Source organism: Pedobacter sp. Leaf194 (assembly GCF_001423945.1).
Classification (GTDB): domain Bacteria; phylum Bacteroidota; class Bacteroidia; order Sphingobacteriales; family Sphingobacteriaceae; genus Pedobacter.
Map to the genome: position 1 here is coordinate 292,936 of NZ_LMPU01000008.1, position 13,407 is coordinate 306,342.

A 13,407-nucleotide genomic window follows, 5' to 3' on the forward strand; every position below is an offset into this window, starting at 1 on the left:
TCATACCTACTCAACAAGCTTTGATAAATTCTGTTTGAAAAAACAATGTTCCTCAAAGTTTTAGCGCTTTATTTTATAATTTTACAGCTTATGGAGAATAAAACCATCGCCCGTACTTTACGCCTCTTATCGCAGTTAATGGAATTGCATGAAGAAAATCCTTTCAAAATCAAATCGATAGCAAACGCATATTTCAAAATTGATAAATTACCATTTGCATTAAAAGACAAACCGAATGATGAAATTGATAAGATTGATGGAATTGGTAAAAGTTTGGCAGCCAAAATTGTTGAGTTACTGGAAACCGGTGAACTTACGGAACTAAATGATAATATTAATAAAACACCAGATGGTGTGGTAGAAATGCTTGGCATTAAGGGAATTGGCCCGAAAAAGATATTTATTATTTGGCGAACACTTGGCATTGAAAGCATTGGAGAACTTTATTATGCCTGTAATGAAAACCGACTAATCGAAGCTAAAGGTTTTGGCTTAAAAACCCAGGAAGAAATTAAAAATGCGATTGAGTTTAAACTGGCGGCAAACGGAAGGTTTCTTTATGCACAGGTTGAGGCTTTTGCAGATATGTTATATGCTCAGATTTCTGAATGGTTAAACAAAACTGAACAACAACCGCTTTTAGCTTTCGCCGGACAGTACAGGCGTGCCTGTGAGATTATCGATGAACTGGAGTTTGTGATAGGCGCTGAAAATGCATCGGACGTTAAAAACAAACTAACTTCTTTTGAGCCGCTTTCATTAATCGTTGGCGAAGATGCGTTGATTACGACAACCAATACAGGCTTAAGAATCAAGATTTTCGTGGTGGATGAAGCCGCTTTCTATTTGGAATGGTTTAAACAAACAGGCAATAATGAACATGTAGAGGAAGTGCTAAAATTGGCCGGCCAGGGTAGTTTTGCAAGCGAAGAGGCTATTTACAGCGCAGCTGGCTTAGCGTTCATTGAGCCCGAGTTAAGGGAGGGACTAGACGAAATTGAGCTGGCGAAAACGAATAAACTGCCAACATTAATCACCTACGAAGATTTGAAAGGCAGTTTACATAACCATTCTACCTGGAGCGATGGTGTTCATACCCTCGAACAAATGGCTGTTTATTGTAAAGACGTTCTGAACCTGGAATATTTTGGCATCTGCGACCATTCAAAAACTGCGGTTTATGCAAAAGGGTTAAACGAACAAAGGGTTTTTGGGCAACATCAGGAAATTGACGAGCTAAATAACAAACTAGCGCCCTTCAAAATATTTAAAGGAATTGAAAGCGATATTTTAAGTGATGGTTCTCTAGACTATTCGGCTGACGTGCTGAAAACTTTCGACTTTGTGGTTGCATCCGTCCACAGTAATTTACGAATGGATGAATTGAAAGCAACAACGCGGTTAATAAAAGCAATAGAAAATCCTTACACAACGATTTTAGGTCACCCAACCGGCCGCTTATTGTTGAGTCGTGCAGGCTACCCCATCGATTACAGAAAGGTAATAGATGCCTGCGCTGCAAATAATGTGGTTATAGAAATTAATGCAAACCCACTTCGTTTGGATTTAGATTGGCGCTGGCATCGCTACGCCTTGGAAAAGGGCGTTTTGCTTTCCGTAAATCCTGATGCGCACCGGACAGACGGTTTCCATGACACGCGTTATGGAATATTAGTTGCCCGAAAAGGAGGGTTAAGCGCTACCAAATGTTTAAACGCATGCTCTCTAGTAGAAATAACCGAACATTTCGAAAAAAAGAGTATCGCTTTGCGTTAACTATCTTAAGACCACGACAATACTTTTTTTAAAGATAACAGCTTTTTAAGATGATGAACGAAGACATGGGCCATCAAAGAATGTGTTCTGGCGAATTCTGCATCCCTCTGCGAAAATCTGTAGTAAAAAACTAACTTTGCCCCATGATAAGTGAAATTGCCAACCGCATATTTAATCAAGTAATTGCAGATTATCATCAGTTTGATGAAATCGACCATCCCGTAGAAAACCCCTACGCTGCCGAAAGTTTGGAGCATCTTTTTTACCTTAAAAACTGGATTGATACCGCTCAATGGCACATGGAAGATGTAGTTCGCAATCCACAAATAGACCCGGTTGAGGGACTGAGCTGGAAGAGACGTATCGATGCTCAGAACCAGGTTCGTACGGATATGGTAGAATTCATCGACGGCTATTTCCTTAATCTTTACCAAGGAATTGTGCCTTTACCGGATGCGAAAATAAATACGGAAAGTCCGGCATGGGCAATAGACAGGCTATCGATTTTGGCTTTGAAAATTTACCACATGCATGAAGAGGCTGAGCGGGAAAGCGCATCGCCTGAACACCGCCAGCAATGCCAAACCAAACTCGATATTTTATTATCGCAACGCGATGACTTATCCACCAGTATAAATGAATTGCTGGCTGATATTGAGGCCGGCAAAAAATACATGAAAGTGTATAAGCAAATGAAAATGTATAACGACCCGAGCTTAAATCCGGTTTTGTATAACAAAGTTTAGTTACAGCGTTATTATTGCGGCGAAAGGGCAATTCCTCATAAAACAATTTGCTACGCAAGTAAGCATAAATAAAACATGTCATCAACAGAAAAAATTATCGTTTTACGTTTTTCGGCTATGGGCGATGTGGCAATGGTGGCGACTGTTTTAAAGGAATTTTCTGCACAAAACCCATCTGTAGAACTTGTTATGGTTAGTCGAGATGCCTTCAAACCATTTTTCGAGGGCATTGAAAACCTAACCTTCCATGCCATTTACCCAAATGCCATGCACAAAGGAATTGCCGGCCTGTACAAAATTTACCGAGAACTTCAAGAGTTTAAACCAACCGCAATTGCTGATTTACATGATAATTTGCGGAGCCGGATAATTTCTACCTTCTTTCGCTTAGCAGGAATCAAAATTAGGCGAATTGATAAAGGCAGAGCAGAAAAGAAAGCCCTGACACGATCAAAAAATAAAGCTTTTAAACCTTTGCGTAAAACTGTAGAACGTTATGCCGATGTTTTTCGAAAGTTAGGTTTTGAGGTTAATCTGAGCCATAAGCTTAAAAAAAAGCCGAAGAAATTACCGATAGAAGCTGAGTACTTATTTAAGGATGAAACGAAAAAGAAACTGGGCATCTCCCCTTTCGCACAGCACATTTTTAAAGTATATCCTTTAGAAAAAATGGAGAAAGTGATATCTATGTTAGCTTCTTTAGGATATGAGCTGCTAATTTTTGGAGGTGGAAAAACAGAAACGGCAATTGCTGAACAATGGGCCAAAATTTATGCAGACACGTATAATTTAATAGGAAATTATAACTTAACCGAAGAGTTGGCAATCATTTCTAACCTGGATTTAATGTTAAGCATGGACTCTTCAGGTATGCACATGGCTTCGTTGGTTGGTGTTCCTGTCATTTCTGTTTGGGGGCCAACTCATCCTTATGCTGGTTTTTTGGGCTACGGACAGCTCGAAAGCGATTGTATACAAATTGACCATCCAAACAGGCCAAATTCTATTTATGGAAACAAACCATGTATGTGTGGTGTTGAAGCCTGTATGGATTTGATTAATCCGGAAACGATTGTAAATAAAATTAAAGAGAAACTAAATGGCTAAGCAGTTATTATTGGTTCGTCACGGAAAATCGGATTGGGGCGACGCAAACTTAAGGGATTTCGACAGGCCGCTTAACAAACGTGGTTTGGAAAATGCGCCTGAAATGGCAGAGCGTTTACTAAACCGGGGCTTTAAATTCGATTTGATGGTAAGTAGCCCGGCTAAGCGAGCAAAATCTACCGCGAAGTTTTTCGCTGAGGCTTATCAATTCGATAACATTCGATATGAGGAATTAATTTACGAGGCAAATACCACTGCGCTTTTGAAAGTTATAAACGATTTAGATGATGATGCCGAAACTGTAATCATGTTTGGACACAACCCGGGCTTTACTGATTTGGCCAACGAATTAAGCGATGCGGAACTTTACAATATCCCTACAGCAGGAATGGTACTGATGTCTTTCCCTTTTGATTCGTGGAAGATGGTGAGCAGGGGAACCGGCGAAATGGTTTTTTTCGATTATCCAAAAAATAGCGATGAAATTTAAGGTTATGGCACGGAAACACCGAAGAATAAATCGTCATTTCGACCGAAGTGGAGAAATTCTTTTCAGTTTTTAAAGGTTTTTCTCTGCGCTTAGATTCCAAAAATGTACATCCCTTTCTTAGATAAACCTGATTGGAATGAAAAGCCCCAATTTTTCATTGGGCTTGTAATGTAAAGCAGGGCTGAAAAACCAAAAGAACCACCAACCCTTCATTTCCAAATAAAATCTAAAATCGTAACCCTAAAATCGTAATTTTAACTATATTTGAACTTTACATAACGAAAGTCCGGCAATAGACATTTCGGTGAATTCATAACCTAATCTCCTTTGGTTATTTCATAATTCGTATCGCCGGAAGATTTTCCATTAAATTATCTGTACATGAATTTTGATTATAATACTACGCGTAGCCATTTGATTTTGTCTGAATATGGCCGCAATGTTCAAAACATGGTGAAGTATATTTGCGAATTGCCGACCATTGAAGAACGTAATAAATACGCCCAGGCGGTTATTGACCTGATGGGATTTTTGCAGCCACATTTACGTGATGTTGCAGATTTTAAGCATAAACTTTGGGACCATTTACACATTATTTCTGGATATCAGATTGATGTGGAAAGCCCTTACCCGAAGCCTTTGCCCGAAAACGCCTTTAAAAAACCAGAGCCACTACCCTATCCTCAACAACGAATTACCTATAAACATTATGGTAAAACGGTTGAAAATTTAATTGAAAAGGCGATGCGGGAGGAAAATCCAGAGCATAAGAAATCGATGGTTCAGGGTATTGCAAACTTCATGAAAATGGCCTACGTAACCTGGAATAAGGACAATGTGAGCGATGATACGATTATTAAAGACTTGAAATATCTTTCTGGTGGTTTGCTATCACTTGATGAAGGTGTAAATTTGGCTAAAGTTGAATTTAGAGCCCAAAATCCTCGTCAGAGCAGTAATAACAATAGCCGGGGCCGCAATAACAACAATAACAGTAACGGAGGCAAAAACCGTCAAAACAATAATAACAACAATAACCGCGGACGAAATAACAATAATAAACCAAAATATTAAATTGAAAATCATCGGATAAGGCTGAAAAGTTTTAGAGCTGAGTTGATATAAGTTGGTTTAAAACCTAATCTTGAACACCTTCGCTTACACTAATTACCAGTATTTGATACTTGATTCTCTTTTTTTGATACTTAATATTTGATATTATAACTTGATCCTATCCACCAATACAAAAAAATATATGAACGCATTTGAAATAACAGGCGGAATTAAATTAAAGGGCGAAATTACTCCTCAAGGCGCCAAGAACGAAGCTTTACAGATTCTTTCGGCAGTTTTGCTTACTGAAGAAAAAATAACAATCAGCAACATACCTGACATTAAAGATGTTAATAAACTGATTGAATTGCTTGGCGATTTGGGCGTTACAGTTGAACGTATTAACAAAGACACCTATACATTCGAAGCAAAAAACATTGATTTAAACTTCTTCGAATCTGATACTTTCAAAGCTAAAGGTGGTGGTTTACGAGGTTCGATAATGATTGTTGGTCCACTTCTTGCCCGCTTCGGAAAAGCGGCAATTCCTAAACCCGGAGGTGACAAAATTGGCCGCAGAAGATTAGATACGCATTTTATTGGTTTTGAAAAACTCGGTGCCAAATTTGTTTATGATAGCAAAAAAGCCTTTTTTAACGTTGATGCAACGAACCTTCAGGGTGCTTATATCCTTCTAGACGAGGCATCGGTAACCGGAACAGCAAATATCGTAATGGCTGCTGTTTTGGCTAAAGGAACCACAACTATTTACAACGCCGCATGCGAGCCGTACCTGCAGCAACTTTGCAAAATGCTTAACCGCATGGGTGCAAAAATCTCCGGAATCGGATCTAATTTGCTCACTATAGAGGGCGTTACGGTTTTGGGTGGAACCGAACACCGCATGTTGCCTGATATGATTGAGATTGGCTCTTTCATTGGTATGGCAGCGATGACAGAATCTGAAATTACAATTAAAAATGTTTGCTACGATGAACTTGGGGTAATTCCTGAGGTTTTTAAAAAGTTGGGCATTAAGCTCGAACGCAGAGGAGATGATATTTATGTTCCTTCGCAAAAGCATTATGAAATTGATACTTTTATTGATGGTTCGATTTTAACAATTGCTGATTCGCCTTGGCCGGGCTTTACACCTGATTTATTGAGCATTGTTTTGGTTGTGGCTACTCAAGCAAAAGGAAACGTTTTAATTCATCAGAAAATGTTCGAAAGCCGATTATTCTTCGTTGATAAATTAATTGATATGGGTGCACAAATTATTCTTTGCGACCCACACCGCGCCACCGTTAACGGAATTGATAAAAAATATAAGCTTCGCGGGATCAGCATGACCTCACCCGACATCAGGGCAGGCGTTTCGTTGCTCATTGCAGCACTTTCTGCCGAAGGTAAATCTACAATTTATAACATTGAACAAATTGAGCGTGGCTATCAAGATATTGATACGCGTTTACGTGCATTAGGAGCGCAAATTAAGCGTGTAAATGCAGATGCACCTAGCCATTAAGAAGGTAAAAGGCTAAAGATTAAAGATTAAAGCAAAAAAGTATAATGCAAAAAACGCCCGGGTAATTCTCGGGCGTTTTTTAGTTTAAATCCTCACCATTGCTAGTCAGGAAGGAATCTTGAAACATTCGCTATTATGAAAGGCCAGCGCATGCTTAGTACCTCGCAATGTCGAATGTGTTAGAAATCTCTAACCCGATATTGCATTTATAATATCGTACTGAGTAATAATCTCAATTTTTCCTGTTTCATCTTCAACCAAAACTGCTGAGTTTTCTTTATTGATTAGTGATGAAATTTTATCAATCGATGTATTCAAATCAACGAAAGGAAAAGTAGCGGTCATAATTTCAGAAATTGGCGCCGATTTTAATCCCGGGTTTTCCAGTAAGGCAGAGAGAATATCGCTTTCGGCAATTTTACCCACAATCATGCCTTGTTGGGTTACTGGAATTTGCGAAATGTTCATCGACTTAATGGTGTTTATCGCCTCCAAAACAGTTTTGGTATTATCAAGGGTTACAATTTCGGTGCTTTCTTTTTTAGCTAAGATTGATTTTGCAGTAAGCTTTTCATCCTGTAAAAAACCACGTTCGCGTAACCAATCTTCATTGTACATTTTGCCCATGTAACGGCTACCATGGTCGTGAAAAATAACCACAACAACATCATCAGGCTTTAATTTGTCTTTCAACTGTATAAGGCCACCAATTGCTGCTCCGGCAGAGTTACCAACGAAAATGCCTTCCTTACGGGCGATATCCCGGGTCATTAAAGCGGCATCTTTATCAGTCACTTTTTCAAACAAATCAATTACATCAAAATTCACATTGGCTGGCAAAAAATCTTCGCCAATACCTTCGGTGATGTAAGGATAAATCTCGTCTTTATCAAAAATACCTGTTTCTTTGTACTTTTTAAACACTGAACCATAAGTATCAATTCCCCAAACCTGTATGTTTGGATTTTTCTCTTTTAGGTATTTCCCTGTTCCGGAAATTGTGCCGCCGGTACCAACGCCAACAACCAGGTGTGTAATTTTCCCTTCAGTTTGTTCCCAAATTTCAGGTCCGGTTTGCTCATAATGTGCGGCAGTGTTGGCTAAATTGTCATATTGATTTGGTTTCCAGGAGTTCGGAACTTCACGTTCTAAACGGGAAGATACAGAATAATACGACCTTGGGTCTTCAGGCTCAACATTTGTTGGGCAAACAATAACCTCAGCGCCAAAAGCACGTAACGCATCAACTTTCTCCTTCGATTGCTTATCAGTTGTAGTGAAAATACATTTGTAGCCTTTAATAATTGCAGCCATCGCTAAGCCCATGCCGGTATTGCCAGATGTGCCTTCGATAATGGTTCCGCCCGGTTTTAACTTACCACTACGCTCGGCATCTTCAATCATTTTAACCGCCATACGGTCTTTAATTGAATTTCCGGGATTAGTTGTTTCTATCTTTGCCAGGATTGTGCCCGGAACGCCTTTCGTAATTGTATTTAATTTTACCAATGGTGTATTACCAATGGTTTCTAAAATATTATTGTACCACATGATGCAAAATTACGCAAAGGCATTAACTATTTTATAATCAATATTTTATTCGAAACAAAATTTTATATATTATAAATATTTAGAATTATATTCCTTAATCTATCAAAATGATAGGGCTTATAGATTGATAATTGGGTGTGCAGCGATCTTTTTGAAGTTGCTGATATCACAGCGCTTTTAGCTGAGTTTATCTAGATATGTCAAAACACCATAGATGGAAAATCCAAGTTTAGACCGAAAGAGTTATGGCCTGTCAAAGTTGAAAAAATGCTACGCAAGCTTATAAACCTTGCCGGGCAACGAAACGATAATGCCCTGCATTTCTAAAGTTAAAATAACAATTGCCAATTTACTTTGCTGAACATTTATCTCAACTGCAAGCTCATCAATCGCAAGTTGTCCTTTCTGTAGTGCCTCAACCACTTTCTGTTCATTAGTTGTTAAATTTATTTGTAATGTAGTTTGACTATGCTTCTTTTTTTCTTTCACCTCATCATCCCACCCCAAATAATAAATCAAGTCGTTAGCATTATTGATAAGTCCCGCACGGTTAGTCTTAATCAAGAAATTGCAGCCTTCAGAAAATACATCATTTGTTCGGCCAGGAAAAGCGTAAACATCTTTGTTGTAAGAATTTGCAATCTCTGCAGTAATCAGGGCGCCACCCTTAATAGATGCTTCAACAACAATTGTGGCATCAGCAATGCCAGCAATAATGCGGTTTCGTTGGGGGAAGTTCTGCCTGTCGGGGTTGGTTAGTGTTGGAAATTCTGAAAGGAGCCCTCCATTTAAAACCATTTTTTGGGAAACCGGCTTGTGAACCTGAGGATACAATCTATCCAGTCCGTGCCCCAGAACACCAACTGTGGTAATATCATTCGCGATACATTCTTTATGCGTAGCAACATCAATACCGTAAGCTAAGCCACTAACAATTAAAACGTTGTATGGCGCTAAAACCTGGCAAAGTTGTTTACAAAGATTCCGGCCATATTCCGTCGCATTCCTGGTTCCGACGATGCTAATAATGCGCTGGCGGTTCAAATCTGCTTCCCCGTTGAAATAAAGAAGTATTGGCGAATCGAAACAATTCTTCAGGCGCTTTGGATATTGCTCATCAGAAAAGAAAAGGACGTCTATTCCATGTTTTTCGACAAATAAAAGTTCCTCCCCGGCCCTTTTTAAGGCATCGGTTTTTAAAATGGCCTCAACAGTTTTTTCCCCAATGCCAGGGATTTGTAGTAACTGCTTTCTGGTGGCAGAAAAAATGGCTTCTGCACTGCCGCAATAAGCCAGCAGGTTTTTGGCACTTACCGGACCAACAGATTTTATGAAAGTTAAGGCAATTTTATGGAGCGTACTCATCAAATTTTAGGCTAAGGTTAATAAATTCGGGATGATTTATTTCCTTAAAAACGCAACCTAAAAATCGATATCTATTAAACTAGTAATTGGAATATGGATATTATTTTTGAGTTGAATGTACTTTTCTGTAACCGCCCATACAGTCGTGTCAACACGTTTTGGGCCAATTGTAGTGTTAAAAGTGATCACTGCTTTAGCCTTGAATTCGTTTCCAAGTCGTTGGGCTTCATCAAGTTTTGTTCTGAGTTCTAAACTATGGTCTTCCTTTGCGTTGATAATATTTAAGTAGCTTATATGTTCCTTTTCGACAATTTCTATTGGCATGATATCTCTTTAACGATTAATGTTAAACAAGCTTATCGAAATTTTAGAAAAAAAACAACTCACAGAACAGATTTTGTAAAATACTGACATAAAAAAAGCCGGTAGTAGTTAGCTACCGGCCTAAACTAATTATTTGGTTTACTTATTTAATTTCAATTTTCTGGTTTCAACCATTCCTTTAAATTCATGATCCATTTTCCCTGTTAAATCATCAACCTGGGTTCTTGACAAACCGGTTGTGCTACTCAGTGTATTATCTTTTAAGTAAGACGTAAAAACACCGTTTGCAGAATAATTTAAAGCCTGGGCCAAAAGTCTTTCAGATGGGTCGCCGAAGTCTTTCGTAACGTCATCAGCAATATCTTTATCAACGGTCATGCCATCGAAATAGTCGCCTTGATTCAACTGATTTTTGGTTTGAAACTGTGGAATGTATAAATCGCTTTTGTCGATATGAATGGAGAAGAAACCTACCGGTTTGCCATAAGTCTTCTTACCTATTAATTTAACATCCATAACCGGTTTTAGGTTATTAATCAGTAATTCACTCGCCGAAGCTGTAGAAGCGGTTACGATAAAATACACTCTCGATAAGTTGTTAAGTGTTCCACGCTTTGCGAAAACTTCCTGGTTGCCGGCAGCAGCAGTTGGTTTATATGAATAATCGAAATATGAATACAGCCTTGTTACACCATCATTGCCTTTAGCATAAAATTTTTGGTTTTGAAGAATTGTCGCATTTCCATCCTGCATGGATTGAGTCCAATACGTGGTATACATTACCTTTCCATTCTGATTAACCGGTGCAACTAAATTTGTAAAAGCTTCTGATGTACCAACAGAACCCCCACCGTTATATCGCAAATCAACTACTAATTCCGTTACCCCATCTGCAGCGAACTTTGTAAAAGCGGCATCTAGCAACGACGTAGAATTTGTTGTAAAGCTGTTGAATACAATATAACCAACCTTTTTAGCACCTACTGTGTAAGTATTTGTGAACAGAATCGGATTGATGTTGTAGGAAGCACGTGTAACAACGACATCCTGAGATGTTCCATCAGGTTTTACTACCGTTAAAGAGACTGTAGCTGCACTGCCGAAAATCGCATCAACTATTGAATTAATTGCCGCATCGGAAGTGTTAATGTTGGTGCTACCATTAATCTTTGTAATCTGATAACCCCTCTTTAAACCCTGTGTAGCAGCTGGTGAAGTTGCATAAACATATTTAATCCTTAAATCGTTAGCTGAGTTAAAGAAAATCGAAAATCCAAAATCGCCGCTTACCCCGCCTAATTGAGTAGCAACGGTTCCATTATCAATAAAAGAGTATTTGTCTTTTCCACCTGTAGATGGCAATGCCTTTATAGCAGCTAAAATAGCGTCGTTAGAATTATACTGTCGCGGGTTAAAAGATGCATAACTCGGCATGCCCGTATTCCAGAAGTAGGTTTGCTGGGCATATAAATAAATTGAATCTTTGGTTAATTCATCTCTGGTGCCCGGACTTGCAGGACTAGTGCTTGCACCATCTGGATTAACTGAAGATTTTTTACATGCTGTTGCAAACCCAAGCAAAGCAATCAAAGTGCACAATAATAACTTTTGCGCTCTAAACTTTTTAATCATATTTATTTGTAAATTTCTAGTGACACAATATACGGCAAATTAATTAATTTAGATTGTTGCTCATCAAATTTATTTGCACCAACAACTAACGCGTCCTTTACCAATAAATTGTTGTTGTTTAGGATGTTCTGAAAAATTTCTGCTTTCGTTTGATTGAGTTCATCTGCAAAGTAAACGGTAAGGTATTTTTCCAAGCCATTCCACTCTGTTTGCTTAATTTTGTTCAATTGTTGTTCCGGATCGCCCGCTGTTACTATGGCAATTTGTTTTCTGTTAACCACAAGTTCCTGCAGAAACAAGAGCATATTTTTATACAGTAATAACTTCAACGGCAGGCGGGCATTTTTGTGCAGCAGGTCGAAGTTATGTTTGTAAGTATTGGAAAGCTCAAATTGTTGGGCAGTCTTTTCAAAAAGGTTGTTTGCCCCCGCGTTTTTATACTCGAGCCGCATAAAATCTAAAATTGATTGTGCGTTTTTTTGTTCGCTGTACTCCATAAATTGAGCAAACAAGTAATATACCTGCAACAGATAATCTTTTGATGGAAACAAAACGTCTTCAAGCTCAAAAAATACGATTTGTTTATCTTTAGCAAACTGATATGAATCCATTATTAAATGATAAAAAGTTTGGGTTCTTTAATACTATCCATCTTAAAAACACCGTTCAGCGTATCCGAATTGTTGAAATCAGGCCGCTCCGCTGATGAGAAAATACAATCGCCTTTTACGAAAACGCTAAAATCGTTGGTAGATTCATTTCCTGAGTCCAGAAACCTGTTCAAATCTTCAAATGGCGGCAAAAGCACTTCAATTCCGTATTCACCAAAAAGAACCGCCGATTTGGCTATCGGTTCTATTTCAAAATGATGTAAAGGAATAATGCTGTCTATGGATTCGGTGATGCAAAAATTTAACAAAATGTGGGCTAGGCTGTCTGTATTAAGTATGCCTAAACTAGAAAACGCATAATTTTCTGTCAGCATTCCCGGCACATCGCCATAATCTGCAAATAATATAAAGTGGCTGGGGAAAGCTTTTAATAGCTTTAACGCTTTAGCGTTGTTTCCGCCTGTGATGAGTATTTTCAAAAAATTTTTTTTAATAGATTATCAGGAAAGGATTTTAAAAAATGTTCTGCCAGCTATTTTATCAATTCTTGATTTAAACGATTAGCCCATCTTTCATAGTCACAATTCTGTCGCTGGTTTTCGCCAGGTGCTCATTGTGCGTGACAATTACAAAAGTTTGTTGGAAGTTATCACGCAGGTTAACAAAAAGCTGGTGGAGTGCCGCCGCGTTTTCCGAATCTAAATTTCCCGAAGGTTCATCGGCAAGAATTATTGAAGGATTATTGATTAAAGCTCTGGCAATGGCAACACGCTGTTGTTCGCCGCCCGATAGTTGATTGGGTTTGTGGTTTGCCCGGTCTTTTAAACCAAACAAATCAAGCAACTCAAGCGCCCTGGCTTCTGCCTGCTTCTTGTTCGTTTTGGCAATAAATGCCGGAATACAAATATTTTCAATTGCGCTAAACTCGGGGAGCAAATGATGAAACTGAAAAACGAAACCTATATTTTGGTTGCGGAAAGCGCTCAACATTTCACCGTTTAACTTGTTTATCACCGTTCCCTTAAGTTCCACAGTTCCGTCATCGGGTTTATCAAGCGTACCTAAAATATGCAGCAACGTACTCTTCCCTGCACCAGAAGGACCAATAATACTAACAATTTCTCCTTTTTGCACCTCGAAATTTACACCCTTTAATATTTGTAAATTTCCATACGATTTTCTTAGTCCAGTAGCTTTTAGCATGGTTCAAATTTAATAAAAAAG

Annotated in this window: 13 protein-coding genes; 6 read left to right on the forward strand and 7 right to left on the reverse strand. The window is 38.6% G+C overall.

Annotated elements, in window-relative coordinates; genetic code table 11:
- Positions 1–90 precede the first annotated feature (90 nt).
- The 6 genes from ASG14_RS08930 (at position 91) to murA (ending at position 6,700) form a co-directional block, all read left to right on the forward strand.
- Positions 91–1,776 (forward strand): DNA polymerase/3'-5' exonuclease PolX, encoded by a 1,686-nt coding sequence (locus tag ASG14_RS08930; protein ID WP_056870969.1) that lies wholly within the window; start codon positions 91–93, stop codon positions 1,774–1,776.
- 143 nt (positions 1,777–1,919) lie between these two features.
- Entirely contained in the window at positions 1,920–2,522 is a 603-nt protein-coding gene (locus ASG14_RS08935; RefSeq protein WP_056870711.1) for a DUF4254 domain-containing protein, read from the forward strand.
- 75 nt (positions 2,523–2,597) lie between these two features.
- Positions 2,598–3,629, forward strand: a complete 1,032-nt coding sequence (locus tag ASG14_RS08940; RefSeq protein ID WP_056870712.1) for a glycosyltransferase family 9 protein — start codon at positions 2,598–2,600, stop codon at positions 3,627–3,629.
- On the forward strand, positions 3,622–4,119 hold the full coding sequence (locus tag ASG14_RS08945; RefSeq protein ID WP_056870713.1) for a histidine phosphatase family protein: 498 nt from the start codon (positions 3,622–3,624) through the stop codon (positions 4,117–4,119). Before ASG14_RS08940 ends, ASG14_RS08945 begins: the two co-directional genes overlap by 8 nt.
- A 381-nt stretch (positions 4,120–4,500) precedes the next feature.
- The gene (locus ASG14_RS08950; protein ID WP_056870714.1) at positions 4,501–5,193 is read left to right on the forward strand and encodes a DUF4290 domain-containing protein; all 693 of its coding nucleotides are present in this window, start codon (positions 4,501–4,503) and stop codon (positions 5,191–5,193) included.
- A gap of 181 nt (positions 5,194–5,374) precedes the next feature.
- Complete coding sequence (murA, locus tag ASG14_RS08955; RefSeq protein ID WP_056870715.1) at positions 5,375–6,700, forward strand: UDP-N-acetylglucosamine 1-carboxyvinyltransferase; 1,326 nt, start codon at positions 5,375–5,377, stop codon at positions 6,698–6,700.
- A 189-nt stretch (positions 6,701–6,889) separates the two neighbouring features.
- Here murA and ASG14_RS08960 read toward each other — a convergent pair whose 3' ends face one another.
- The 7 genes from ASG14_RS08960 to ASG14_RS08990 form a co-directional block, all read right to left on the reverse strand.
- A complete protein-coding gene (locus ASG14_RS08960) occupies positions 6,890–8,251 on the reverse strand; it encodes a pyridoxal-phosphate dependent enzyme (RefSeq protein WP_056870716.1) in 1,362 nt (453 codons plus the stop codon).
- A 270-nt stretch (positions 8,252–8,521) separates the two neighbouring features.
- Positions 8,522–9,616, reverse strand: coding sequence for a DNA-processing protein DprA (gene dprA / locus ASG14_RS08965; protein WP_056870717.1), 1,095 nt, complete (start codon positions 9,614–9,616; stop codon positions 8,522–8,524).
- Between the two features lie 57 nt (positions 9,617–9,673).
- Positions 9,674–9,940, reverse strand: a complete 267-nt coding sequence (locus tag ASG14_RS08970) for a hypothetical protein (RefSeq protein WP_056870718.1) — start codon at positions 9,938–9,940, stop codon at positions 9,674–9,676.
- Between the two features lie 138 nt (positions 9,941–10,078).
- Complete coding sequence (locus tag ASG14_RS08975; RefSeq protein ID WP_056870719.1) at positions 10,079–11,572, reverse strand: S41 family peptidase; 1,494 nt, start codon at positions 11,570–11,572, stop codon at positions 10,079–10,081.
- Between the two features lie 2 nt (positions 11,573–11,574).
- Positions 11,575–12,183, reverse strand: a complete 609-nt coding sequence (locus ASG14_RS08980) for an HAD hydrolase-like protein (protein ID WP_056870720.1) — start codon at positions 12,181–12,183, stop codon at positions 11,575–11,577.
- A gap of 2 nt (positions 12,184–12,185) precedes the next feature.
- Positions 12,186–12,662 carry a hypothetical protein gene (locus tag ASG14_RS08985; RefSeq protein WP_056870721.1) on the reverse strand — a complete coding sequence of 159 codons (477 nt, stop codon included), beginning with the start codon at positions 12,660–12,662 and terminating at the stop codon, positions 12,186–12,188.
- Between the two features lie 73 nt (positions 12,663–12,735).
- Positions 12,736–13,386 (reverse strand): ABC transporter ATP-binding protein, encoded by a 651-nt coding sequence (locus ASG14_RS08990; protein ID WP_056870722.1) that lies wholly within the window; start codon positions 13,384–13,386, stop codon positions 12,736–12,738.
- Positions 13,387–13,407: the final 21 nt, after the last annotated feature.